Below are 21,740 nucleotides of genomic sequence, written 5' to 3'. Positions count from 1 at the left end.
AAAACTTTTGGAAATGCTGATTTAATGCTATTCTTGAGTTTTTAAAATTTTCTCTAGTAAAAGAAAAAGATTGAAGAAAGAGTCCATTTTGGACTCTTTCTTCAATCTGAAGTCAGCAAAAATTGGTGACTTTTTATGTAGATGATTAACAAAATTAAGAAAACCACACTGGAGGAATTCTTACTGACCCAACTCTTCACTATAAGCAATAATCTGATCAACCGTATCAGACAAGAACTGAATCGTATCGCGGAGTGGTTTGTCCGTTGAGATATCTGCTCCGATGATCATGGCAGACTCAAGTGGGGTCTTGCTGCCACCAGATTTGAGGAGGTCTAGCCAATCTTTGGCTCCGTTTTCGGAGTTCTTCAAATGCAGGTAACCGGCGGTTGAGATAACTAGGCCAGCTGAGTAGGTATAGCTGTAAAGCCCCATGTAGTAGTGGCTTTGGCGCATCCAGGTCAAGGCAGCATCGTCATCGATTTCAACGGCGTCGCCCCAGAATTCGGTCAAGACTTCCTTCATGATGCTATTAAGCTTGCTAGCGCCGAAGGTGCCACCTTCTTCGATCAGGGTGTAGACCTTGCGTTGGAAGGCCGCTTCCAGCAAGTGGGTGATGAAGTTGTGGAAGTAGGTGTCTGTCAAACGGTGAGCCAGGGCAAAGCGTTTTTGACGAGGGTCGTCAAACTGCTGTTCCAAATAGTCGCTTAGGAGGAGCTCGTTAAAGGTAGATGGAGCTTCCACATAGTAGGTTGACATGTGGGCGTTGAAGTAGCTTTGGTTGTTGTCTGAGAAGATGAATTGACCAGAGTGTCCGATCTCGTGGATCAGGGTATAAACATCGCTCATGCGCCCTGTCCAACTCATGAGGACATAAGGATGGACGCGGTAAGGGTCAGCCGCATAACCACCAGAATCCTTGCCTTCATTGGCTGCAAAGTCGACCCAACGTTCGGTTTGGTAGCGGGCGATTTCGCGAGAATATTCTTCACCAAGTGGTGCCACAGATTTCATGACCAAGTCATAAGCGTCATCAATGGTGACATCTGGGTTGAGCGCGCTGTCCAAGTCCAACTTCCAATCAGCAAAGGTCATTTTTTCAAGGCCGTTGACCTTGGCCACGTGTTTGAGGAATTTTTGAGCGACCGGAGCGAAGTCCTTCATGATCAGGTCAATCTGACGGTCAAACATAGAACGATCCACTTCCTGCTCAGCCAAGAGATAGTCAAAGACAGAGTCGTAGCCTCGCATATCTGCGATCAGTTTTTCAGACTTGACTTGGGCTAGATAGGTAGCTGCCGCAGTGTTTTGGTGCTTGCGGAGACCTTCTGAGAAGGAACGAAAGGCTTTTTCACGGACTTCTGCATTCTCATGGTTCTGGTAGAAGTTTTCATAGGTGACAAAGCTATTCTTGTAAACTTTTCCCTCCACTTCAAAATCAGCCATTTCAAAGTCACCAGCCCGCATCTTGGTGTAGATGTCTTGCGGTCCGTAGAAGACTTCACCGAGGTTGGTCAAAGTCTTTTCCACATCAGCTCCCAAGTAGTGGGCTTTTTTGATTTTGGCTTGGCGAATGGCAAAAGTGAGGTGAGGAAGTTGACCAAGACGTTCGAGGACATCTTCATCCGCTTCGACCAAGGCATCATCAAAGAAGGAAAGCTCGACGCTGGCCCAAGTTTCGAAATCCATCCCTGCTTGGGCAATTTCAGCAAAAGCTTCATCGCCAAAGTCCGTCGTTTGAGGCATAAAGCTGTAGTTGCCGATGTGGCTGAGTTGGATCTGAATCTGTTCCAAGACCGCAAAGGCAGCTTCAAAGTCTTCAAAAGTGTGGAGCATGCCCTTGTAATTGCGGACAAATTCATTAATTTCTTCGCGCGTCTTTTCAATGGCACGTAAGAAGTCTTCCTGGTCTTGGTAGAGGGCTGTGAGATCCCAGAGTTCGTTCTCAGGAAATTCAGAACGTTTTTTTAATTCCATAGTGTTCTCCTTTTTGATCAAATAACTATACTAAGTATAGCAGAAAAGAGGGCAGAATGATAGGCGGATGGGGGATCTTATTAAAGGCTGACTGCTCCAATAAGAAAACAAGGATTTTCTAGCTTTTGAACTTCGTTTGGTATAATAAAATGGAGAAAGTTCTAGGGAGTATCTGATGAAAAAATCTATAAAGTTAGCTTGGTAGCGATGACGTTGCTAGCCCTGGTGGCATGTGGACCTAAGCGACGACCTAAGACGCAACCTTCTACAGTTCAGAGTGCAGTAGCAGATGGGAAAAGTTCCAAGAAGACATCGTCTGGGCATGAGTATTATCAAACAGTTCTTGAACGTTATCAGGCTTACTCTAGGGCTATCGAGTCAGGTGATAGTGCAGGTCTAGCGGCTAAACTAAAAGAAATAGATCCTCAATCCGATGAGTATGTTTATGCTAGGTATCTTCAAACCCTGGGTAGAAAACCAAGTCTTTCCTATTTTTATACGGATTTGGATAAAGATGGGCGGGATGAGCTCTTGATTGGAAATGGCCAAACAGTATCAGCGATTTATTATCTAAAAGGCCAGCAACCAGAATTGCTACATACGGCTTTTGTAGCTTCCTCTGGCGGTTCTCGTTCAGGTTTCCAAATTTTTGAGGATGGTTCAGTCATTTATGCTAGCTTTTCGTCTCTTCAACCAGAGGTGGATCTAATTCATTACAAGTTCCAAAAAGGAAAGCTTGAGACTGTCAATCAGATCCAAATAAAAAATGGGGACGGCCAGAAGCCAGAAAAAGCCTTGGGAATTACAGCAAAAGAATTGGATCAAGCAAAATTTGGATGGAAAGAACTAGAGACCGGTAAGAAGGCGACGAGCCAAGCAAGTAACTCAGAGTCGCAAACAAGTAGTTCTCAAGTCCGCGTAGGAGTTTCAAATCTTCGGATTCGTAAAGAAGCATCGATCAAGGGAGAGGAAGTTGGAATGATCCCACAAGGTGTTTATACGATCACAGAGACGGTTTCAGCTGACGGTTATACCTGGGGAAAGCTCCAGTCTGGCCAGGGGTGGATTGCGCTTGAATTCACGACGAGAGTGGAAGGTTCTAATGCGGCTACCTCAAATAAGGGAAGTGGTGGGATGAATATTCAAGAGATTCAGAACGGAGATTTTTCAAGTATTTCGGGGACTTGGCGAAATGGCTTGGGATGGACTTTGGAATTTGATAAAGATGGCTTGACCGGAAATCAATTTTTTACAGATGGTAGTGGGGTCGTCAATAACGTTAATCCTGATCATAGCTATATTACTGGAGCTATCCACAGTTCAAAACCGAATACAGCTGGTGGAGCAGCAATTTCGTTTTTACCAGCAGGGACATCTATCAAACCAGATAGTAACCAGAATAGTGATCCGTCAGATACTAAAAAAGATCGAATTTGGATTGGGCAGCAGTACATTTGGAACCCAGAGGACTTCTTCTATCGTGTGGATTAATAGAATTGTCATTTACCTAGGAAGCACTTAGTTGTGTAGTTAGTAGAGATTTCATGTAAACTTTAAAATAGATAGCACCTATATCTAGCTCTAGAATTTTAAAATAAGTGGAAATCAAATATTCCTCGAAAAAGGCTTTTAAAGCCTTTTTCTTTTGGGCTTGAATATGGTAAAATAAAGGTTATACGTGCTTGGATACAAAGATGAGGATATAAGATACAGATGGATGCTTGAAATCCTATGCTATCAGGTGTAATTGAACTCGCCTACAACTCTGTGGAAAAAGATAAATCCTCCTAGGAGCGGTCGCTCCGTCGTTGGATTTCCTATTTTCCTTTGAGTTGTTTAACGGCTTAGTATCTTGGTAATTGAATTTTGGCCTCATTTCTTAGGAAAAAAGATAAGCTTCCTAGCACTCATCGAGTGCTACGTCACCTTCCTATTTTTCTACAGAAATGTTCGGCAAGCCGAACCGTCCAAAATATCTTGATAGTTGAACACGGGCTAAATCCCTAGTGAAAAAGAGAGATTTCCTTGTGTGCGTGGCACACTGCGTCAATCTCCTATTTTCATACGGGATTCTTCACGCCCTTTGTATCCTGATTTTTGTAGGCAAGTCGTATAATATTATCCATCCAAAGGGGATTAAAATGGTAAAACAAGTGTTTCAAACGACTTTTGCGGGTCGTGAGTTGATCGTAGAGACTGGCCAGGTTGCCAAGCAAGCAAATGGTTCTGTTGTCGTGCGTTACGGTGAGTCAACTGTCTTGACGGCAGCTGTCATGTCTAAGAAGATGGCAACTGGGGATTTCTTCCCACTCCAAGTTAACTACGAAGAAAAAATGTACGCAGCTGGGAAGTTTCCTGGTGGCTTTATGAAGCGGGAAGGACGTCCTTCAACGGATGCGACTTTGACAGCGCGTTTGATTGACCGTCCGATCCGTCCGATGTTTGCGGAAGGTTTCCGTAACGAAGTGCAAGTCATCAATACTGTCCTTTCTTACGATGAAAATGCCTCTGCACCAATGGCAGCTATGTTTGGTTCATCCTTGGCCTTGTCTATCTCAGATATTCCATTTGACGGCCCAATCGCTGGGGTACAAGTAGGTTATGTCGATGGTGAGATCATCATCAACCCAACCCAAGAACAAGCAGAGCGCTCGCTTCTTGAACTGACAGTAGCAGGTACCAAACACGCTATCAACATGGTAGAGTCTGGTGCCAAAGAATTGTCAGAAGAAATCATGTTGGAAGCTCTTCTGAAAGGGCACGATGCCGTTAAAGAATTGATTGCCTTCCAAGAAGAAATCGTTGCGGCAGTCGGCAAAGAAAAAGCAGAAGTTGAATTGCTTCATGTAGATGAGGAATTGCAAGCTGAAATCATCGCAGCCTACAACAGTGACCTTCAAAAAGCGGTCCAAGTAGAAGAAAAATTGGCTCGTGAAGCTGCAACTCAAGCAGTCAAAGACCAAGTCACAGCCGTTTACGAAGAAAAATATGCAGACCACGAAGAATTTGACCGTATCATGCGGGATGTGGCTGAAATCTTGGAACAAATGGAACACGCAGAAGTGCGCCGTTTGATTACAGAAGATAAGGTTCGTCCTGACGGTCGTAAGGTCGATGAAATCCGTCCTTTGGAAGCGGTTGTTGACTTCGTTCCCCGTGTGCACGGTTCAGGTCTCTTCACTCGTGGACAAACGCAGGCTCTTTCTACCTTGACGTTGGCCCCAATGGGTGAAACGCAAATCATCGATGGTTTGGATCCAGAGTACAAGAAACGCTTTATGCACCACTATAACTTCCCACAATACTCTGTAGGGGAAACGGGTCGTTACGGTGCGCCTGGTCGTCGTGAGATTGGACACGGTGCTCTCGGTGAGCGTGCTCTTGAGCAAGTCTTGCCAAGCTTGGAAGAATTCCCATACGCGATCCGTCTGGTAGCAGAAGTCTTGGAATCAAACGGTTCTTCTTCTCAAGCCTCTATCTGTGCGGGAACTCTTGCCCTTATGGCTGGTGGTGTGCCAATCAAGGCGCCAGTAGCTGGTATTGCAATGGGTCTGATTTCTGATGGAAATAACTATACAGTATTGACAGATATTCAAGGTTTGGAAGACCACTTTGGAGACATGGACTTCAAGGTTGCAGGTACTCGTGATGGGATTACAGCCCTTCAAATGGATATCAAGATCCAAGGGATTACTGCAGAAATCTTGACAGAGGCTCTTGCCCAAGCCAAGAAAGCTCGTTTTGAAATCCTTGATGTGATCGAAGCAACCATTCCAGAAGTTCGTCCAGAATTGGCTCCAACTGCTCCGAAAATTGATACCATCAAGATTGATGTGGACAAGATCAAGATTGTCATCGGTAAGGGTGGAGAAACCATCGACAAGATCATCGCTGAGACAGGCGTTAAGATTGATATCGACGAAGAAGGTAATGTATCTATCTACTCGAGTGATCAAGCAGCGATTAACCGTGCTAAAGAAATCATTGCTGGTTTGGTTCGTGAAGCGAAAGTGGACGAAGTTTACCATGCCAAAGTTGTTCGTATCGAGAAATTCGGTGCCTTTGTCAACCTCTTTGACAAGACGGATGCCCTCGTTCACATCTCTGAAATGGCTTGGACTCGCACCAACCGTGTCGAAGACTTGGTAGCGATTGGGGATGAAGTCGATGTCAAGATTATCAAGATCGATGAAAAAGGCCGTGTTGATGCTTCTATGAAGGCTCTCTTACCACGTCCTCCAAAACCAGAACATTCAGAAGAAAGAGGTGAAAAGGGTCATCGCCATGGTGATCGTCCTCGTCACCACAAACCTAGAAAAGACTTTGCCAAAGATGCAGGTGAAGAAACAAAAGAATAAGCAATCAAAAGAAAGGAGCACGGTATGGGATGGTGGCGTGAAACCATTGATATTGTAAAAGAAAATGACCCAGCAGCACGTACCTCGCTGGAAGTCCTCTTGACCTATCCTGGGGTTAAAGCGCTGGCTGCTCACCGTGTTTCTCACTTTTTGTGGAATCATGGCTTTAAGCTTCTAGCTCGGATGCACAGTCAGTTTTGGCGTTTTTGGACCCAGATTGAAATCCATCCAGGAGCGACCATTGCTTCGGGAGTTTTTATCGACCACGGGGCAGGTCTCGTTATTGGCGAGACAGCCGTTGTCGAAAAGGGCGTCATGCTCTACCATGGAGTGACCCTTGGAGGAACAGGGAAAGATACTGGGAAACGCCATCCAACCGTTAAAGAAGGAGCATTGGTATCCGCCCATGCTCAGGTCATTGGACCTATTGAGATTGGAGCCAAGGCCAAGGTTGGAGCAGGTGCCGTCGTCGTTTCCGATGTGCCGAGTGATGTCACTGTTGTTGGGATTCCGGCCAAAATTGTGCGGGTGCACGGCCGAAAAGACGAACCGGTCATTCACCAAGAAGAAGAAAAGCGCGAATACTACGTGAATAAGATGGAGCACGCCAAGGACGCTAGTCATCGGTCTTCTAGCTTGTAAGGAGATAGCTACATGATTCAAGCAAGAAACAAGTTAAGCCAAGAGGAGTTATCTGAGGCAAAAAAACTAATTAACTGTTGCCAAGCCTATGATGAAACTTATCGTGATCCCTATCTCTCTAGCATGCTTAATTTTGACACAAACATGCCCGCCTTTTTCCTTTATTATGAAAAAGGCGAACTTGTTGGCCTATTAACAGTCTATGCAGATGACCCAGATGTGGAAGTGGCGATACTGGTCCACCCCAACCATCGTTGTCAAGGCATTGCGCGTGCTTTATATAGAAGTTTTGAGAAAGAAACGGCCTCTTATCCAATTGAGTCTGTTACCTTTCAGACTGAGCGTATTTTTCTAGAGCGCCATCCTGATTTCGCCAGCAACTGGGGACTGGTTGAGGATGAAGAGACAGAAACTTGGTTAGGACGTGATCGAACCGCTTATGCATTAGATTCCCGTTCGGATGTCGATGTGCTCTTGGCAGAACCTTCTTATCTTGAAGCCATTGCCAGTCTCCATCATCAAACGTTTTCAGATGAAACGGAATCGCCGGAATTAAGCCACAGATACATTTCTGAGGCCTTGAAGGATCCCGACAGCCTAATTTATATTTTACTCAAGGATGGTCAAGTCATTGGAGTTTGTACTGTCGATGTATCTGGAACTAGCAACTACCTCTATGGACTTGCAGTTGTAGAAGATTATCGTGGAAAAGGCTACGGAAGTTATCTAGCAAAATCCCTTATCAACCAACTGATTGAACAAAATGACAAGGCATTTCAGATTGCCGTGGAAGACAGCAACCTAGGTGCCAAGCGTTTGTATGAAAAGATCGGTTTTGTCAAACAGACCCAGGTGGTTTATCTGAAAGCAAAAGTGTAGAACTAGGAAGGAAACTACAAGAATGGCAGTATATTTTTACGGCTGTATCACCATGGATGGCTACTTGGCGGACAGCCAGTACAGGATAGACTGGCTGCATCAGCTTGGTTCTGTAGAGGATACAGGCTATGATTCCTTTTACAGGCAAATGGATATCACCATCATGGGCAAGCGGACCTTTGAGGAAATCCAAGATTTGCAAGATGTAGATAGTTTTTATCAAGCTACGGAAAACTATGTCTTTACGCATGATAGGCATCTGCCTGTCAGCAATTACCAGCCAGTAGCTGGGGATGTGGTGGACTTTGTTCACCAGATTGACAAAGGCAAAAATGTCTTTGTGATTGGTGGTAATTCCTTGGTAGGACCGCTCTTGGATGCGGATCTTTTCGACCACCTCATTATTCAGATAGCGCCCCTTATCCTAGGAAAGGGGGTTCCCCTCTTTACCCAAGAGGAAGGGCAGCGCTTTTACCAACTGGATAGCCTTAGACAATTTGGCCCTTTTGCAGAGCTGGTTTTCAGCCGAAAAAGTCAGAAATAGAGAAGGGAGTGGACCGCATGATTAAAATTTACGACACCATGACCCGCAGCTTGCGGGATTTTGACCCTATCGAGGACGGCAAGGTCAAGATGTATGTTTGTGGGCCAACGGTTTACAACTATATCCACGTGGGGAATGCCCGTTCAACGGTAGCCTTTGACACCATTCGTCGCTACTTTGAGTATCGTGGCTACGAAGTTACCTACATTTCCAACTTTACAGATGTGGATGATAAGATCATCAACCGTGCCAATGAAGAAGGCATTACGCCTCAGGAAGTGGCAGACAAGTACATAGCGGCTTTTCGTGAGGATGTGACGGCTCTGGGGGTCAAGCCTGCTACCCGTCACCCTCGTGTGGTTGAGTTTATGGATGATATTATTCGTTTTGTCACCGACTTGATCGAAAAAGGCTATGCCTACGAGAGTCAAGGGGATGTTTATTTCCGTGTGGAAAAATCCCACAACTACGCCAAATTGGCTAATAAAACTCTAGAAGACTTGGAGCTAGGTGCTTCAGGTCGGACAGACGAAGAGACGGCTCGCAAGGAAAATCCTGTCGACTTTGCCCTTTGGAAAGCTGCCAAGCCAGGTGAAGTTTCTTGGGAAAGCCCTTGGGGGCCTGGTCGTCCGGGATGGCACATCGAATGTTCGGTCATGTCAACGGGAATTTTAGGCGATACCATTGATATCCACGGTGGTGGAGCCGATCTCGAGTTTCCGCACCATACCAATGAAATCGCTCAGTCAGAGGCTAAAACAGGCAAAACCTTTGCCAATTACTGGATGCACAATGGCTTTGTCAATATTGACAATGTCAAGATGTCCAAGTCCTTGGGCAACTTTATCACTGTGCATGATGCTCTCAAGACCATCGATGGCCAAGTGCTTCGCTTCTTCTTTGCGACCCAGCACTACCGCAAACCCATCAACTTCACAGAAAAAGCTGTGCGCGATGCGGAGACCAACCTCAAGTATTTGAAAAATACCTACGAGCAACCTTTCACAGGAGAAGTGGATCCAGCAGACTTGCAAAGCTTTGTGGACAAGTTTGTAGCGGCTATGGATGAAGATATCAATGCGGCAAACGGAATCACCGTCGTCTTTGAATTGGCCAAATGGATCAACTCAGGACATTACAACCAAGATGTCAAGGAGGCCTTGGCAAAGATGTTAGAAGTCTTTGGAGTGGTCTTTGTCGAAGAAGTCTTGGATGCGGATATTGAAGCCTTGATCGCTGAACGCCAAGAAGCGCGGGCTAAGAAAGATTTTGCGCGAGCAGATGAAATTCGCGATGAATTGGCTGCGCAAGGAATCAAGCTCTTGGATACAAAAGAAGGTGTAAGGTGGACACGTGATTGATGTCAATCTGATTAATGGGATTGCCCTAGCCTTTGAGGGAGATGCGGTTTATTCCATGTATATCCGTAAGTATTTGATTTTGCAAGGGATGACCAAGCCTAACAAACTCCACCAGACTGCGACTAGGTATGTCTCTGCCAAGGCGCAAGCTAATCTGATTGCGACCATGCTTGAGGAAGATGTTTTGACAGAGAAAGAAGTTGAAATCTATAAGCGCGGCCGTAACACCAATAGTCACACCAAGGCAAAAAATGCTGACGTCGTGACCTATCGTATGTCGACAGGTTTTGAAGCGGTCATGGGTTACTTGCACTTGACAGATGAAATCAACCGCTTAGAGGAATTGGTGGCTTGGTGTATTCAAAAAGTGGAAGAAGGGACAAAGTAGTGAAAGATATCAGAGAGTGGTTCCCTCAGGCAGAGGTAACGGATCAACCCAATCCACCAGCTGGTTTTGTAGCCATTCCCCTGCAGGCTCAGCAATGGTTGCAACTGAAGGAAGAAGAGCTGACCGAGAGAGAAAAACATTTGATTGCCTGGTTGGCTAGTGAGGAAGATCTTACTCCCAATCCTTGGTACCAATACCTGATAGATGGGAAAGGGGAGGCCCCTCAAGTCATCAAAAAGATGCAACTCGTCTATTGTCACCTCTCACATTCGACAGCGGAAGGTATTGCTTCTTGGCTAGAGATGATGCAGACGCTCTTGCCAAACTTTCGAGCAACCTTGCAACTGAGTGGACAAGATTATGTGCTCATTCTGGATCAAGAGCAGTCGCTAACTGTGGCTGATATCTTAAAAGATACCGTCTCTGCCATGGAGTATGACTTTAATATTCGCTTATCCATTATGGTCGGGCAGGTATGGACAGAGTCAAAAGATGGAAAAGTATCTTCTGTCATCCGAGCAGAATGGGCAGCCTTTAGAGCCTGGATCCGAGAAGGGCACCAAGGCGTCTACCGCTTTTCTCAACTCTATCTGTGGGGAATTGAGCAGGCAGATTTGGATCTCCATCCTATCAAAGAACGCTTGCATCAGTTGATTGGGAGTCAAGACCAGTTGCAGGATATCATTGTTGCACTGTGGGACAACGGGGCAGTTGTAACCAAGGCGGCTCAGCAACTCTATCTCCATCGGAATTCCCTTCAATATAAGATGGACAAATGGGAAGAGCTAACGGGTCTTCAACTGAAAAACCTGACAGATCTAGCTCTTTGTTACCATTTGGTTCTACAGGATGTGATCTAACGGAATAAATAGTGGGTTTTGTGCAACTTGCACAAAACTCTTTTTCTTTTTTGTGAGACTTGCCATAGCTTTGTAAAACGTTTTCATTTACAATAGAATTATAAAAATCAAAGGAGTACCATCATGGTAGAATTAAATCTTAAAAATATTTACAAAAAATATCCAAACAGCGAACACTATTCAGTTGAAGATTTTAACTTGGACATCAAAGACAAAGAGTTTATCGTTTTCGTAGGTCCTTCAGGATGTGGTAAATCAACAACTCTTCGTATGATCGCTGGTCTTGAAGACATCACAGAAGGTGAATGTTCGATCGATGGTACTGTTGTAAACAACGTGGCACCTAAAGACCGTGATATCGCCATGGTATTCCAAAACTACGCTCTTTACCCACACATGACTGTTTATGACAACATGGCCTTTGGTTTGAAATTGCGTAAATACAGCAAGGAAGATATCGACAAACGTGTACAAGAAGCAGCAGAAATCCTTGGCTTGAAAGAATTCTTGGATCGTAAACCAGCTGACCTTTCTGGTGGTCAACGTCAACGTGTGGCTATGGGTCGTGCCATTGTCCGTGATGCAAAAGTGTTCTTGATGGACGAACCTTTGTCAAACTTAGATGCCAAATTGCGTGTATCCATGCGTGCTGAAATCGCTAAAATCCACCGTCGTATCGGAGCTACAACTATCTACGTAACTCACGACCAAACAGAAGCGATGACATTGGCAGACCGTATCGTTATCATGTCAGCAACTAAGAACCCTGCTGGTACTGGTACAATTGGACGTGTTGAACAAATTGGTTCTCCGCAAGAAGTGTACAAAAACCCAGTGAACAAATTCGTAGCTGGATTCATCGGAAGCCCAGCGATGAACTTCATTAACGTGAAATTGGGAAATGGCTACATCGTTGCTAACGGTTTGAATTTGAAAGTTCCAGAAGGTGCTTTGAAAGTTCTTCGTGAAAAAGGCTATGAAGGCAAAGAATTGATCTTTGGTATCCGTCCAGAAGATGTGAATACAGAGGCTGCTTTCCTTGAAACATTCCCAGAATCAGTAGTAAAAGCAACCATCTCTGTATCTGAGTTGCTTGGTTCTGAATCTCACTTGTACTGCCAAGTTGGTGACAACGAATTCATCGCTAAAGTGGATGCGCGTGACTACCATGAAACAGGTGCAACTATCGAACTTGGATTTGACTTGAACAAAGCTCACTTCTTCGATAAAGAAACTGAAAAAACAGTATACTAAAATTTGAATAATATAGAGGCTGAGACGCATGTCTTGGCCTTCTATTTATTAAAGGAGACAAGAAATGGAAAAAGATTGGTGGAAGGGAAAAGTCGCTTACCAGATCTACCCGAAAAGCTTTAAGGACAGCAATGGCGACGGGATTGGGGACCTGAAAGGAATTACTCAAAAGCTAGATTATCTTGAAAAACTTGGAATCGATATTCTCTGGCTATCCCCTATTTACAAGAGTCCTTTTATTGATCAGGGCTATGATATTTCAGACTACTATGCCATTGATCCCCTCTTTGGGACTATGGAAGACATGGAAGAGTTGATTGCGGAAGGCAAGAAGCGTGGCATTTCCATTATTATGGACTTGGTGGTCAACCACTGCTCCAGCCATCACGAGTGGTTCCAAAAAGCTTTAGCGGATCCTGATGGCCCTTATGCGGATTACTTTTATTTTATCGAAAGTGACAAGGAGCCCAATAACTGGGAAAGTTATTTTGGAGGCAGTGTCTGGGAACCGGTTCCTGGCACCAACAAATACTATCTCCATTCTTTCCATAAGGATCAGCCGGATCTCAATTGGCAAAATCCTGTCCTGCGCGAAGAAATTTACACTATGATCAACTGGTGGTTGGACAAGGGGATTGCGGGCTTTCGGATCGATGCCATTATCAATATCAAAAAGGATCTGGAATGGCGTTCGCTTCCATCAGATCGTGCCAATGGCTTGGTCCCAGTACCGGAATCATTGGTGAATGCCCAACCGATTGAACCCTTCTTGCAAGAGTTAAAGGAGCGAACCTTTGCTAAGTACAATGCCTTCACTGTAGGGGAAGTTTTCAATGAAACCGACGAAGAATTGCATTTCTTTATCGGAAAAGATGGTGTCTTTTCTTCGATTTTTGACTTCAAGCAAACCATGCTAGGTCAGGAAGGAAAGGGCTGGTTTGACCATACTCTTCCAACAGCAGATGAACTTAAGGAAAGTATTTTTCAAGCGCATGAGCGCGCGGATAGCATTGGGGTCCTCTCAACCATCATTGAAAATCATGATGAGCCTCGTGGTGTGTCCCACTATATCGCAGAAGGTCCTGTAAACGATACCAGTAAAAAAGCCCTAGGAACCATTCAAGTGTTGCGCAAGGGAATTCCTTTTATCTATCAAGGCCAAGAAATTGGGATGGAAAACCAAGTCTTTGAATCAGTGGAGGATTTTGATGATATCGCAACGATTAATGGCTACCATGTGGCTAAAGAGGCCGGTCTGAGCGAGGAAGAAGCCTTGGCGGCGATTGCCAACTACAGCCGAGACAATGCGCGGACGCCGATGCAGTGGACAGCAGAGCCAGGTCTGGGCTTTAGCGATGGACCAGCTTGGTTGATCAGTCCCAAACCGGATTATTCCATCAATGTGGAAGACCAGGAAAAGGACCCAGACTCCATCTTGAATTATTATCGTCAGCTGACGGCCTTGTATCGCCATCCTCTCTATGGAAATACCATCCGGTTTGGAGATATGATCCCAGCTTATCGGGATCGTGAAAACATCATCGCCTTCGAACGTCGTGGGGAGAAGCGTCTCTTAATTGTCAGCAATTTCCAAAATCGCCAAGCTAGCTTGGACTTGCCAGCTCCGATTGAAACCGTCATTTTAAATAATGTCACGGGACTATTCCAAGAAGGAGCTCAAGTGTTAGAATTGGCCCCTTACCAAACCGTTGTATTGGAATTAGCAGAATAGAAAAGAACCTTCGCGTCTGCGAAGGTTCTTTTCATGTCGTCCAAGTCTAAACCTGGAACTTATTCAACTTCTTTCTTTTTCAAGAGGAGGAATCCACCGCTAACGGCTAGCAAGAAGCTTGAAAGGATAAAGTGTCCACTTGAGTGATCTCCAGTTTGTGGCAATTGTGGCTTGGCTGGATTTTCTTGGAAGCTTTGTCCAACTTGGTAGGCCAAGGCTTGTACACTTTCTCCAGTTTCAGCTGTAGTTTCTTTTTGTGGAAGGAGAACTGTAGGAGTGTCCTTCTTGGCCAAGATTGGCTGTTGAGTGGTTGTTTGATTATGAATTGGAACTACCACTTGATCTGGGTCTTTAGCTGGAACGTAGTCTGTCAAGGTAGCCAACTTACTACCAAAGATCGCATTGGTTACCCAGCGGAAGAAGTGGACAGGGTGTTGGCGATTGGTTGGATTTCCAGCATAGACAAAGAGTGGTTGGCCGAGAAGTTCTCCAGAAATGGCCATGACCTTATTGGCTAGGACTTCATTTTTTGGCCACCAGCCAGCAATGTAGTAGTCGCTTGAAGCGATGCTCATCAAGGTTTTGAAGTTGCTTGGAACTTTTTCAATCCAGTTTCCTGAGTTGGAGTAGAAGAGGGCGTTCTTCTTGTAACCGCTGGTCAGTGGATCTTGGTCATCGATGATGGCCTTCATCAAGCCTTCGTAGTCACTGCCACCTTTTAGTTTTTCAGCATCAAAGCCTGCAAGAACTCCCAATTTTTCTAGTTTCTGCATGGCTTCCCCGCCGATGACGAGAGTTGGTTTCTTGCCGAAGATGGAGGCATCGAAGCGATTGTTTTCAAGAACAATAACATCTGCTTCATCAGGAGTGTCGACGATTTGGAAACCTAATTTTTCAAGAACCAGACTAGTATGAGCAGGCGCATCTACTCCAGTCCAATCGTAGTGATAATTAGGTGAGTAGATTTTCAGTGGTTTTAAGGTTGGACCGTTTGGAACCTTGTAGAGGGCTTCACCGTAAATAGCATAATTTGGAAGGAGCGATGCGAAGGTATCGCGGTCAACGATGTAACCATCATCTGTTAGGTAAACAGATTTGCCTTGGGAAATCACCTTGTTTACCGCTTGAACAGCGCTAGCTGATGTATTGGCGATGACGTAGTAAGGCGCTTTTGGATCAATCTCAGAGGTTCTAGTCGCGCGAGTGGTTGTGACTTCTCCAAGTTTTCCAGCAAAGAGACCGTCCTTGAATACAGGTTCTGCCTTGAAGCCTTTCATATCAGGGAAGTTAACGAGAAGTTCTGCATACATGGCTGCCCAGGCGGATTCATTCGAACCTTTATAGAGGATATGGTTGGCATAGCCCCGTTTGGCTTGGGCCATATCAATGACTAAGTCCCCTTTTTTGTAGCTACCTGTATCTTCTTTGAGTTCTTTAACGAGGACACCGTTTCGTTTGAAGTAGTCGATCATATTGAAGGCTTCTTGGGCGTCATTGTCCTTGTCGAGGCTCATTGGGATGACATAGTAGTCTGGGAAGAATTTCGGACGACCATTTTTCACACGTCCAACGATTTCCCCATTTGGACCGACCAGTTCGTTTTCTGCTTTTGGATCTTCAATCTTGTTGAGACCACGTAAGTAGAAGTTGAGACGCATCTCAAGGAGTTTGTCTGGATCTTGGTTGAGGAAGTCAATGCCTCCGAGGACAGCATTACGACCAGCATAATAAGATTCCTGGTTGGATTCTGGAATTTCAATCGTATGGCCTAAGATACCGTGATAGACAGCATAGACACCTGTATATCCAGAGAAGGAATCATCCCAGCCATCTCCCCAGTCTAGTTTTGGAATGATGTAGCTATCGTATTTGGAATTGGCAACTCCAGCCCGTCCCATATGGCGGGCATTTTCCAACATGAGCTTGGACATGAGGTCGTATTCAAAGTTCGGATCATGTGGAGGTGTTGCAGGCTCGATCAAGAATTCTTTGACAAATCCATGGATATCATAGAGAGCGATTGGATTCCACTTGTTGATCATTTGGATGACGGTACGCACTTCTGGGTTGGTTTGGTAGCTAGCATCCCGGTTTGGATCCAGTCCATTGGCCAAAGCACGCAGGTTGAGAGCATCCCCATCTGGGTTTTCGGTAAAGTCAAACAAGAAGATAAATTTGTTTAAGAGAGTTGGGATGTCCAGAGTTACATTCTTGACATTACCAGCTTCATCTGTCGTTTTAAAAGTGACTTGATCTTCTGTGGCGAAGGTACGGAAGAGACCGGTGATGATATCAATACCAGGTTGTTCATCCGCATGCGTATTATGAACTAGGACAGGCAGTTTGTAATCTAAGGTTTTGTCCTTCAGAGCTGCCAGCATTTCACTTGGTTTGGTCAAAGTTTTTGGATTGGTAGATGAGAGATAGTGGTCAATACTTGCTTGGTCCTTACTCACAATTCCCATCTTCATATCCCGTCCTTGGGCGCTCTTGCCAAGAGTTTCGAGCTGAACCAGACGGTCTGTTTTGGCTTCTGCCTTTGTCTGTTCAATGGAAGCTAGCATCTCCTCGTGGGTATGGAAATCTTTATATGGACGGAAGGTTAGATTCTTGCGAATAGTTAGTCCAAGATCTGCGCTGGTTCCAACCAAAGTGTGTTCACCGATATAGTTTCGATAGGTCCGACGGATATTATTGGGGCTCCGAAGACTTAAATCTTCACCAAAGAGTTCCTTGACAGTAAAGGTTAGATCCAAATCATTTCCGTTTTTGTTCTCTTCAACTGTGATGAAGGGATCTTTGGACAGAGTTCCTGTCTCCATATCCCAAGTTTTCCATTCTTCCAGTGGTTTGTCGTCCAAGGTCCAGTTGATCTTTCCAGCAGCCTGAGCTTGATCCTTGACAGTATCCGTCAGCGTTCCTTTTTCAGACATGTAAACAGGGCTATCAGTAAGACTGATAGTAGGCTCTGTGTTTGCAACCCGCTCTGTTACAGGGGCTTCTACTTTGGCTGTAGGACTCGCTGTGTCTGAAGCGGTAGGAGAGCTTTCTCCTGTGCTAGCTGGACTAGCAGTCGCTTCTGTTGCAGGGGCAGGATTTGTTGCCTCTGTGCTGCTTGCCGGACTAGTACTGGTTTCCTCTGGTTTGAGAACACTTTCGACAGGTGTAGCAGGACTTGCTGGTTCAACAGTGTCCGCAGCAACTTGGCCTTGTGCGAGGAAGGCTAAGAGGACAGCGGTAGAGAGACTGAGTGCGTTTGTGTACAAACGCTTCTTATAAGAAGAATGCATAAAGAGACCTCCTTTGTTCTTTACATGTATGCACCCCTATCATAACACTTTATGACAGCGCTTTCAATATATATGAAGGTTTTTCTCTTAAAATTCGTTACAGATTGATGGCAAAGAAAAAAGAGCTGGAAAAATCTTCCCAGTCTCTTTTTACAGGTCTGAAGATAGAGCTAAGCTTGAAGTTCCTTCTGATAATTTTGATAAAATTCGACCTTGATGGAGATGAAGGTTTCAAGATCTCGCAGGAGTTGCAAAAGGGTCGCTCGGGTTTCAAATTCTTGACGAGATCGAGGAAGAGGTCGTTCACGAAAGACTGCTAGATAGCGATTGATTTCATCAAGCAGGAATTGAGCTGGATTTTCCTGACTGAGTTGGCTGGCTGTTTTAGCAAAGAGTTGAGCCAAAATAAGACTCTCGCTCGCGGCTAATTGGCAGTTGTTTACGTTGTTGGCCATGTCTCGCAGGATATTATTTTGGCGCTTGCGCATTTCAAAATAGTGGATATGGTAGTTGGTCTGATGGAAGAGGTGGTTGGAATGGTCTAGATATACCAAATCGAGAGCCTCTTTTAAGATAGAATCTAGCTCACGAATCAAGCTGGCATCGTTGCTTCCATCTCCTTTTCCTAAAAATTCTGCAAACCGATAGAGAATCTTCTTGAGTTGTTCCTCAACAATCTCGTGATAGCGATCAATTTCTTCTTGTCGAGAAGGCATATAGAGATTGGCAAGGAGAGCAAAGCTGGTTCCAATTAGGAAAATAGCCACTTCATTTCCTAATAGGGCTAGAGAAGTGGATTTTTCTAGCAGGAGATGGGTAACCAGGACAGAACTTGGTGTGATGCCAATTTCCCAGCCTTGTAGAAAAGCAAGTGGGACATAGGTAGCCAGATAAAAACCAAGAGCCCAGAGATTGTAGCCGAGAATCTGAAAGGCTAAGCTTCCAAGGAACAGGGCTAGAAGCATGGACATAAAGCGGTTGTAGGCCAATCTAGCTGTACTGCGACGGGTATCGGTAATGCTGAGGATGGCAATAATCCCCGCAGAGGTGGCGTAGGCCAGACCTAAAAACTCTGCAAGCAAGATAGCCAAACAGGTGGCGAGGACCATCTTGATGGTTCGGTGAATAAGTGGCATAATGCTGATTCTTTCCTTTTTCTAAACTAGTTTTATTATACCACAAGCAAAGTGGGCTACTTCAAATGTTTCACCTGATATGGCAATTGTGTTATACTAGTTTCATGGAAAAAAACGATATTGTTTACGGCGTTCATGCCGTCACAGAAGCACTGATCGCAAATACAGGAAATAAATTGTATATCCAGGACGATTTGCGAGGAAAGAATGTAGAAAAAATCAAGGATCTGGCTGCAGATAAGAAGGTGTCCATTTCTTGGACTCCTAAGAAGACCTTACAAGAAATGACAGAAGGGGCTGTCCACCAAGGTTTTGTCTTGCGAGTTTCAGAATTTGCCTATACGGACTTGAATGATATCTTGGCCCAGGTAGCTGATCAAGACAATCCCTTGCTCTTGATTTTGGATGGCTTGACCGATCCCCATAACTTAGGATCCATTCTCCGAACAGCCGACGCTACCCAGGTGGCTGGAGTCATCATTCCCAAGCACCGTGCTGTTGGGGTGACACCTGTTGTTGCCAAGACCTCAACTGGAGCAGTAGAGCATGTCCCTATTGCTCGGGTGACCAACCTTAGCCAAACCTTGGATAAATTAAAAGAAGCAGGTTTTTGGATTTTTGGAACCGATATGAATGGAACGCCTTCTCACAAATGGAATACCAGTGGGAAGCTAGCCCTTATCATTGGAAACGAAGGCAAGGGCATTTCGTCCAATATTAAAAAGCAAGTGGATGAAATGATTACGATTCCGATGCAGGGGCATGTCCAAAGTCTGAATGCTAGTGTCGCAGCAGCAATCCTCATGTATGAGGTCTTTCGCAATAAACTATAATAGAAGAAAATCGTAGGAAGGGGGAGTCGATGAAGGAAAAGATTTTGTTAGTGGACGGCTACAATATGATTGCCTTCTGGCAGGAAACCCGTCAGCTCTTTAAGAAGAGTGAGCTAGATGCCGCACGAACGATCCTCCTAGAAAAGCTTAGTCACTATGCCAGCTTTGAAGGCATTCGCGTGATTTGTGTGTTTGATGCCCAATATATGCCAGGGATTCGTCAGACCTATGAGGAATTTCAAGTCCAAGTGGTCTTCACAGCGGAGGATGAAACCGCCGATGACTACATTGAACGCTTGGCAGCAGAGCTCAATACCCCCCTTCACCAAGTATCAGTCGCGACGAGTGACTTGAATGAGCAATGGACGGTCTTTGCTCAAGGAGCGCTCCGTGTTTCGGCGCGTGAGCTGGAGAAGAGAGTCGCCGTTGTCAAAGCTGATTTGAACCAGGCGCGAGGAGCCGTCAACGATCAAAAACCACCGATACGGCCTTTTGACCAAGAGGGCCTACGTCAACTACAAAAAGAGATGGGAGCAAGTAAATGACCTTTAAAATTTTAACAGATTCAACTGCAGATTTAGATGAAAGATGGGCACAGGAGCATGATGTAGAAATCGTCGGTTTGTCGATCCAAGTCGATGGGACTCATTATGAGACAGTAGGTCCAGACAAACTTACTAGCCCCCAATTATTAGCAGAAATGCAAAAGGGTGCTAAACCAACGACCAGCCAGGTCAATGTTGGGCAATTCCAAGAGATTTTCAAGGGTTATGCTCAGCGCAAGGAAGACCTCCTTTATATCGCCTTCTCTTCAGTCTTGTCAGGGACCTACCAGAGTGCGGTCATGGCAAGAGACTTAATCCTTGAAGACTACCCAGAAGCTGTGATTGAAATCATCGATCCAAAAGCTGCAGGGATTGGAGAGGGCTACTTGTCTATGCTAGCAGTTGAGGCGCGTGATGCAGGAAAGAGTTTGGATCAAGTTAAGGAAGAGCTGATGGAAGTTGCCCCTAAGTTACGGACCTATTTCTTGGTGGATGATCTCTACCATCTGATGCGCGGAGGACGTCTCTCTAAGAGTTCAGCCATCGTGGGAAGTTTGGTCAACATCAAACCCCTTCTTTGGATTGATGCAGAAGGCAAGTTAGCCCCTATAGCCAAAGTTCGGGGGCGTAAAAAAGCCATGCGAGAAATGCTTTCACTCATCCAGGATGATATCGGCCACAGCACAGCTTTGGTTTCTTACACGGACGATCTTGCTGGAGCGGAAGAGCTCAAGGCTCAATTGTTGGAGAATCCGGCCATCTCTCAAGTTTTGATTATGCCTTTAGGTCCAGTCATTGCAGCCCACGTCGGTCCTAATTCTCTCATCGGCTTTGTCATAGGAAAAGAAAATCGCAAATAATTTTTCAAATCGGTTGACTTTTATTTGAAAAATTTGATACAATAGTAGGCGGTATTGTTTACCCCATTTGTAAGGCCCCGGAACCTTTCAAATAACTCGCGGACCGGAACATCCGCCCTGTAAACAAAAACGATATTCATAATAGGAGAAATCATGAACAAAACTACATTCATGGCTAAACCAGGCCAAGTAGAACGCAAATGGTACGTTGTTGACGCAACTGATGTACCTCTTGGACGCCTTTCAGCAGTTGTTGCTAGCGTGCTTCGCGGAAAAAACAAACCAACATTCACACCACACACTGATACAGGTGACTTCGTAATCGTTATCAATGCTGAAAAAGTTAAATTGACTGGTAAAAAAGCAACTGATAAGATCTACTACACTCACTCAAACCACCCAGGTGGATTGAAATCAATCTCTGCTGGTGAACTTCGTTCTAAAAATGCAGTTCGTTTGATTGAGAAATCAGTTAAAGGTATGCTTCCACACAATACTCTTGGTCGCGCTCAAGGTATGAAATTGAAAGTATTCGTTGGAGCTGAGCACACTCACGCTGCACAACAACCAGAAGTTCTTGATATTTCAGGACTTATCTAAGGAAAGGAACAATAAAGTATGTCACAAGCACAATATGCAGGTACTGGACGTCGTAAAAACGCTGTTGCACGCGTTCGCCTTGTTCCAGGAACTGGTAAAATCACTGTTAACAAAAAAGATGTTGAAGAGTACATCCCACACGCTGACCTTCGTTTGGTCATTAACCAACCATTCGCAGTTACTTCAACTGTAGGTTCATACGACGTTTTCGTTAACGTTGTAGGTGGTGGATACGCTGGTCAAGCAGGAGCTATCCGTCACGGTATCGCTCGTGCCCTTCTTCAAGTAGACCCAGACTTCCGCGATTCATTGAAACGCGCAGGACTTCTTACACGTGACTCACGTAAAGTTGAGCGTAAGAAACCAGGTCTTAAGAAAGCTCGTAAAGCATCACAATTCTCAAAACGTTAATCAATACGATTATATCAACGTTTACAGACATTCAAGAATTATTTCTTGGATGTCTTTTTTGTTTCAAAAA

18 protein-coding genes are annotated in these 21,740 nt (G+C 44.9%); 15 read left to right on the top strand and 3 right to left on the bottom strand.

All coding sequences use genetic code 11. The annotated features are described in order from the left end of the window. Positions 1 to 180: 180 nt before the first annotated feature. Positions 181 to 1,977, bottom strand: a complete 1,797-nt coding sequence (gene pepF, locus DW930_RS05980; protein ID WP_123159561.1) for an oligoendopeptidase F — start codon at positions 1,975 to 1,977, stop codon at positions 181 to 183. Between the two features lie 207 nt (positions 1,978 to 2,184). On the opposite strand from pepF, the gene DW930_RS05975 reads away from it, so the two are divergent. From DW930_RS05975 to DW930_RS05925, 10 genes are all read left to right on the top strand, one after another. After that, positions 2,185 to 3,468 (top strand): DUF6287 domain-containing protein, encoded by a 1,284-nt coding sequence (locus DW930_RS05975; RefSeq protein ID WP_123159641.1) that lies wholly within the window; start codon positions 2,185 to 2,187, stop codon positions 3,466 to 3,468. A gap of 650 nt (positions 3,469 to 4,118) precedes the next feature. Continuing rightward, on the top strand, positions 4,119 to 6,335 hold the full coding sequence (gene pnp / locus DW930_RS05965) for a polyribonucleotide nucleotidyltransferase (protein ID WP_347736530.1): 2,217 nt from the start codon (positions 4,119 to 4,121) through the stop codon (positions 6,333 to 6,335). Between the two features lie 24 nt (positions 6,336 to 6,359). Next, entirely contained in the window at positions 6,360 to 6,977 is a 618-nt protein-coding gene (gene cysE, locus DW930_RS05960; protein WP_023024389.1) for a serine O-acetyltransferase, read from the top strand. A 12-nt stretch (positions 6,978 to 6,989) separates the two neighbouring features. Continuing rightward, positions 6,990 to 7,856, top strand: a complete 867-nt coding sequence (locus DW930_RS05955) for a GNAT family N-acetyltransferase (protein ID WP_123159559.1) — start codon at positions 6,990 to 6,992, stop codon at positions 7,854 to 7,856. Positions 7,857 to 7,878: 22 nt separating this feature from the next. Continuing rightward, entirely contained in the window at positions 7,879 to 8,400 is a 522-nt protein-coding gene (locus DW930_RS05950) for a dihydrofolate reductase family protein (protein WP_117744705.1), read from the top strand. Positions 8,401 to 8,417: 17 nt separating this feature from the next. Continuing rightward, positions 8,418 to 9,761, top strand: coding sequence for a cysteine--tRNA ligase (cysS, locus tag DW930_RS05945; protein ID WP_123159558.1), 1,344 nt, complete (start codon positions 8,418 to 8,420; stop codon positions 9,759 to 9,761). After that, the gene (locus DW930_RS05940; RefSeq protein WP_123159557.1) at positions 9,754 to 10,149 is read left to right on the top strand and encodes a Mini-ribonuclease 3; all 396 of its coding nucleotides are present in this window, start codon (positions 9,754 to 9,756) and stop codon (positions 10,147 to 10,149) included. The genes cysS and DW930_RS05940 overlap by 8 nt, the downstream gene beginning before the upstream one ends. Next, complete coding sequence (locus DW930_RS05935) at positions 10,149 to 11,009, top strand: helix-turn-helix domain-containing protein (RefSeq protein ID WP_123159556.1); 861 nt, start codon at positions 10,149 to 10,151, stop codon at positions 11,007 to 11,009. Before DW930_RS05940 ends, DW930_RS05935 begins: the two co-directional genes overlap by 1 nt. A gap of 123 nt (positions 11,010 to 11,132) precedes the next feature. Next, positions 11,133 to 12,263 carry a sn-glycerol-3-phosphate ABC transporter ATP-binding protein UgpC gene (gene ugpC, locus DW930_RS05930; protein WP_123159555.1) on the top strand — a complete coding sequence of 377 codons (1,131 nt, stop codon included), beginning with the start codon at positions 11,133 to 11,135 and terminating at the stop codon, positions 12,261 to 12,263. Positions 12,264 to 12,327: 64 nt separating this feature from the next. After that, positions 12,328 to 13,995 (top strand): alpha-glucosidase, encoded by a 1,668-nt coding sequence (locus tag DW930_RS05925; RefSeq protein ID WP_123159554.1) that lies wholly within the window; start codon positions 12,328 to 12,330, stop codon positions 13,993 to 13,995. Positions 13,996 to 14,054: 59 nt separating this feature from the next. Here DW930_RS05925 and DW930_RS05920 read toward each other — a convergent pair whose 3' ends face one another. Next, positions 14,055 to 17,285 (bottom strand): LPXTG-anchored zinc carboxypeptidase, encoded by a 3,231-nt coding sequence (locus DW930_RS05920; RefSeq protein WP_123159553.1) that lies wholly within the window; start codon positions 17,283 to 17,285, stop codon positions 14,055 to 14,057. A 170-nt stretch (positions 17,286 to 17,455) separates the two neighbouring features. After that, complete coding sequence (locus tag DW930_RS05915) at positions 17,456 to 18,421, bottom strand: aromatic acid exporter family protein (RefSeq protein ID WP_023024374.1); 966 nt, start codon at positions 18,419 to 18,421, stop codon at positions 17,456 to 17,458. 104 nt (positions 18,422 to 18,525) lie between these two features. Here DW930_RS05915 and rlmB point away from each other — a divergent pair, with 104 nt between their 5' ends. From rlmB to rpsI, 5 genes are all read left to right on the top strand, one after another. Beyond that, complete coding sequence (gene rlmB, locus DW930_RS05910; RefSeq protein WP_117744897.1) at positions 18,526 to 19,254, top strand: 23S rRNA (guanosine(2251)-2'-O)-methyltransferase RlmB; 729 nt, start codon at positions 18,526 to 18,528, stop codon at positions 19,252 to 19,254. Positions 19,255 to 19,283: 29 nt separating this feature from the next. Next, the gene (locus DW930_RS05905) at positions 19,284 to 19,799 is read left to right on the top strand and encodes an NYN domain-containing protein (RefSeq protein WP_023024371.1); all 516 of its coding nucleotides are present in this window, start codon (positions 19,284 to 19,286) and stop codon (positions 19,797 to 19,799) included. Further along, positions 19,796 to 20,659 carry a DegV family protein gene (locus DW930_RS05900; RefSeq protein WP_023024369.1) on the top strand — a complete coding sequence of 288 codons (864 nt, stop codon included), beginning with the start codon at positions 19,796 to 19,798 and terminating at the stop codon, positions 20,657 to 20,659. Before DW930_RS05905 ends, DW930_RS05900 begins: the two co-directional genes overlap by 4 nt. 153 nt (positions 20,660 to 20,812) lie before the next feature. After that, complete coding sequence (gene rplM / locus DW930_RS05895) at positions 20,813 to 21,259, top strand: 50S ribosomal protein L13 (RefSeq protein ID WP_002876943.1); 447 nt, start codon at positions 20,813 to 20,815, stop codon at positions 21,257 to 21,259. An 18-nt stretch (positions 21,260 to 21,277) separates the two neighbouring features. Continuing rightward, positions 21,278 to 21,670, top strand: coding sequence for a 30S ribosomal protein S9 (rpsI, locus tag DW930_RS05890; protein ID WP_000075969.1), 393 nt, complete (start codon positions 21,278 to 21,280; stop codon positions 21,668 to 21,670). Positions 21,671 to 21,740: the final 70 nt, after the last annotated feature.

Source organism: Streptococcus sp. AM43-2AT, from assembly GCF_003603405.1.
GTDB classification, from domain to species: Bacteria; Bacillota; Bacilli; order Lactobacillales; family Streptococcaceae; genus Streptococcus; species Streptococcus ilei.
The sequence above is the reverse complement of the archived record's forward strand: the minus strand, read 5'-3'. Positions and strand labels throughout refer to the sequence as shown.

Excerpts from the sequence above, each read along its gene's own strand:
- DW930_RS05955 (WP_123159559.1), top strand. The coding sequence starts at position 6,990 with ATGATTCAAGCAAGAAACAAGTTAAGCCAAGAGGAGTTATCTGAGGCA.
- DW930_RS05900 (WP_023024369.1), top strand. The coding sequence starts at position 19,796 with ATGACCTTTAAAATTTTAACAGATTCAACTGCAGATTTAGATGAAAGA.
- pnp (WP_347736530.1), top strand. The coding sequence starts at position 4,119 with ATGGTAAAACAAGTGTTTCAAACGACTTTTGCGGGTCGTGAGTTGATC.
- rpsI (WP_000075969.1), top strand. The coding sequence starts at position 21,278 with ATGTCACAAGCACAATATGCAGGTACTGGACGTCGTAAAAACGCTGTT.
- DW930_RS05920 (WP_123159553.1), bottom strand. The coding sequence starts at position 17,285 with ATGCATTCTTCTTATAAGAAGCGTTTGTACACAAACGCACTCAGTCTC.
- cysE (WP_023024389.1), top strand. The coding sequence starts at position 6,360 with ATGGGATGGTGGCGTGAAACCATTGATATTGTAAAAGAAAATGACCCA.
- DW930_RS05915 (WP_023024374.1), bottom strand. The coding sequence starts at position 18,421 with ATGCCACTTATTCACCGAACCATCAAGATGGTCCTCGCCACCTGTTTG.
- cysS (WP_123159558.1), top strand. The coding sequence starts at position 8,418 with ATGATTAAAATTTACGACACCATGACCCGCAGCTTGCGGGATTTTGAC.
- DW930_RS05975 (WP_123159641.1), top strand. The coding sequence starts at position 2,185 with ATGACGTTGCTAGCCCTGGTGGCATGTGGACCTAAGCGACGACCTAAG.
- DW930_RS05950 (WP_117744705.1), top strand. The coding sequence starts at position 7,879 with ATGGCAGTATATTTTTACGGCTGTATCACCATGGATGGCTACTTGGCG.
- ugpC (WP_123159555.1), top strand. The coding sequence starts at position 11,133 with ATGGTAGAATTAAATCTTAAAAATATTTACAAAAAATATCCAAACAGC.
- rplM (WP_002876943.1), top strand. The coding sequence starts at position 20,813 with ATGAACAAAACTACATTCATGGCTAAACCAGGCCAAGTAGAACGCAAA.
- pepF (WP_123159561.1), bottom strand. The coding sequence starts at position 1,977 with ATGGAATTAAAAAAACGTTCTGAATTTCCTGAGAACGAACTCTGGGAT.
- DW930_RS05905 (WP_023024371.1), top strand. The coding sequence starts at position 19,284 with ATGAAGGAAAAGATTTTGTTAGTGGACGGCTACAATATGATTGCCTTC.
- DW930_RS05925 (WP_123159554.1), top strand. The coding sequence starts at position 12,328 with ATGGAAAAAGATTGGTGGAAGGGAAAAGTCGCTTACCAGATCTACCCG.
- rlmB (WP_117744897.1), top strand. The coding sequence starts at position 18,526 with ATGGAAAAAAACGATATTGTTTACGGCGTTCATGCCGTCACAGAAGCA.